The organism is uncultured Sphingomonas sp. (assembly GCF_946477935.1).
Lineage (GTDB): Bacteria > Pseudomonadota > Alphaproteobacteria > Sphingomonadales > Sphingomonadaceae > Sphingomonas.
Window position 1 is genome coordinate 1 of sequence record NZ_CAMLAC010000338.1, and the last position, 2763, is coordinate 2763.

Consider the following 2763-nt stretch of genomic DNA (forward strand, 5'->3'; position numbering starts at 1 on the left):
CCAAGATGCCGCCCCCCATCCGAAAAACTGTCGGGCGTGACGTTCAGGATCGCGGCGACCTGCGGCTGATCGAAGCGCAGCGTCCGCCCGCCCAGCACCAGCGGTGCGCGCGGCGCGGTGATCGCGGCATGCAGCGCCTCCGCCTGCGCATGTCCGCCCAGCTCGGCCGCGAACTCGGCCACGGCGACCGTGCGCCGCCGCGCGCCTTCGCGCACCTCATAGGCCGCGAACCACTGCAACCCCCCGGCCAGACGCGCCACCGCGCCGTCATGACCGATCGGCGTGTCGACGAACTGGACAGGGCGAAGGTGCAAGCTGGTCATGCCGCCCGCTTTCCACAAAGTGCGGGCGATGGGAACCTTTGGCCACGCGCACGCAGCGCACGCCGACGATCGCGCCCAGCCGGTCGCCGACGCGTTCCTCGCCCGCGTCGGCCGCCACCAGCAGATGAAACCGGAACGAGGCGCGGGCGCGCCGCACCTGGATTTCGGTCGGCACGCCGCCCAGCACGACCAGGGCATCCAGCACGCGAAGCAACACCGACGGACAGGCGCTGGTAAGGCCGCTGATTTTCAGCAGAGCATGATCGGAATATCGGACAGGCGAAGGCGCGCTTCCGGCGCAAAGCAGAGCGGACATGATCAAACCTTTGGGAAGTCGCTTGACGCTAAGGCCCCGCAAAGGTTCGGCAATCACGGCCGGGATGCGAGGCGACGCTAGGTGCGGCGGCGATCCGGGCGCGCGACATCACGATCGGCGCCATCTCGCCGCGTCGTAATTCGCAAGGTCATGCTCGACTGCATGGCAATCGTATATGAACCGATTGCCGGCTGCGCAATCCGCTCCTTCAGGGTTGCGTCGCCAGCAGATAGGTCTGGCGCAGCGTATCGATCGGCTTCAGCGCGTCGCCATCCTCATAATGCCAGAAGGTCCAGCCATTGCACGCCGGCGTCTCCTGCAACGCCGATCCAAGGCGGTGGATCGATCCCTCGCGCCCACAGGTGCTGAGCAGCGAACCGTCGGCGCGCACCGTCACGCGGAAACGGCGCTTGTGATCGGTCAGCACCGTGCCCGCCGCCAGATAGCCATTCTCGACCAGCACGCCGAACGCCACGCGCGGCTTGGCCTTGGGGCTCTGCATCGTCGCCAGCGCGCTTTCATCGAGCGGCAGCGCCGCCTCGATCCGCGCCACCGCCGCCGCGCAATATCCCGCCTCCCGTTCGATCCCGATCCAGCGCCGCCCAAGCCGCTTAGCCACCGCGCCGGTCGTGCCGGTCCCGAAAAACGGGTCCAGCACCACGTCGCCCGGCTTCGTGCAAGCCAGCAGGATGCGGTACAGCAATGCCTCGGGCTTTTGTGTCGGGTGGACCTTCACCCCGCCCTGCTTCAACCGCTCGCCGCCGCCGCAGATCGGGAATTCCCAGTCCGACCGCATCTGGATCTCGTCGTTCAGCGTCTTCATGCTGCGATAGTTGAAGGTGTATTTGGCCTTCTCGCCCTTCGACGCCCAGATCAGCGTTTCGTGCGCGTTCGTGAAGCGCGTGCCCTTGAAGTTCGGCATCGGATTGGCCTTGCGCCACACGATGTCGTTCAGGATCCAGTAGCCCAGATCCTGCACCGCGGTACCGACACGGAAGATGTTGTGATAGCTGCCGATCACCCAGATCGTGCCGTTGTCCTTCAGGATGCGGTGCGCCTCGGCCAGCCAGGCGCGGGTGAACGCGTCATAGGCCGCAAAGGTGTCGAACTTGTCCCAGTCGTCGGTCACCGCATCGACATGGCTGCCGTCCGGCCGGAACAGTTCGCCACCCAGTTGCAGGTTGTAGGGTGGGTCGGCGAAGATCATGTCGACGGATTTCGCCGGCAGCGAACGCATCGCCGCGATGCAGTCGCCCATCAGGATCTGATCCAGCGGCAGCACCTGCACGTCGGCCTGTTCGCGCCTCTTCGGCCGTGCGATCGCCTGCACCAAACCCATGGCTACCCCTTTCAACTGGGGTCAGATCGACCTTTGCGGAGTCATCCGTCAAGCGCTGATTCATCCTGCGACTCGCCGGAATCGCGCGAGTCGCGACAGAACGAAACGCGTTCGGGGCCACATGTTGAGTCGGGCACGGGGCACCACCCCCCACGGATGGGGGTGTGTTACGGCGGACTCAGAGCGGCAGAGAACATTGCGCCACCGGCGCAAAACTGCGCCGATGCAGCGGCGTCGGCCCGTATTCGCGCAGCGCCGCCATGTGATGGCGGCATCCATAGCCCTTGTTGGAGTGCCAGTTATATTCGGGGTGTGATTCGGACGCGGCGATCATGATGCCGTCGCGGGTATGCTTGGCGACGATCGAGGCCGCCGCGATCGACGGCGATTTCGCGTCGCCGCCGACGATCGCGGTGGCGACATAGCTCCAGCGCGGCAGGCGGTTGCCGTCGACCAGCACATGGCCCGGTGCACAGCCGCCATCACCGCACAGCGCATCCACCGCCAGCGTCATCGCCTTCATCGTCGCCCAGTAGATGTTCAGCCGGTCGATCTCCTCGGGCTCGACGATCCCGATCCCCACCCGCGCGCAGTCGTGCAGCCGCGCGCACAACTCGGCGCGCACCTTGGCCGTCAGCTTCTTGGAATCGTCCAGCCCGCGCGGCACGCCCTTGGCCGGCAGGATCACCGCTGCCGCCACCACCGGCCCGGCCAGCGGCCCCCGCCCGGCCTCGTCCACGCCCGCGACCAGTGGCCCCCACGCCGCATCATGGTTCCGCCTGGGC

At 66.8% G+C, this 2763-nt stretch carries 3 protein-coding genes and 1 pseudogene; all 4 read right to left on the reverse strand.

From position 1 onward, the window contains the following. Positions 1–323: pseudogene (locus Q0U08_RS19530) on the reverse strand (dihydropteroate synthase); the annotation flags it as partial. Further along, positions 268–528: a hypothetical protein gene (locus tag Q0U08_RS19535; protein ID WP_298093446.1), complete on the reverse strand. Its 261-nt coding sequence runs from the start codon at positions 526–528 to the stop codon at positions 268–270. The pseudogene Q0U08_RS19530 and the gene Q0U08_RS19535, both read right to left, overlap by 56 nt. A 319-nt stretch (positions 529–847) precedes the next feature. After that, the gene (locus Q0U08_RS19540) at positions 848–1978 is read right to left on the reverse strand and encodes a site-specific DNA-methyltransferase (RefSeq protein WP_298093447.1); all 1131 of its coding nucleotides are present in this window, start codon (positions 1976–1978) and stop codon (positions 848–850) included. Positions 1979–2156: 178 nt separating this feature from the next. Beyond that, complete coding sequence (locus Q0U08_RS19545) at positions 2157–2729, reverse strand: ribonuclease HII (protein WP_298093448.1); 573 nt, start codon at positions 2727–2729, stop codon at positions 2157–2159. Positions 2730–2763 lie beyond the last annotated feature (34 nt).

What these genes read in the sequence shown, in the direction of transcription:
- Q0U08_RS19540 (WP_298093447.1), bottom strand. Translation starts at nt 1,978, where the DNA reads ATGGGTTTGGTGCAGGCGATCGCACGGCCGAAGAGGCGCGAACAGGCC.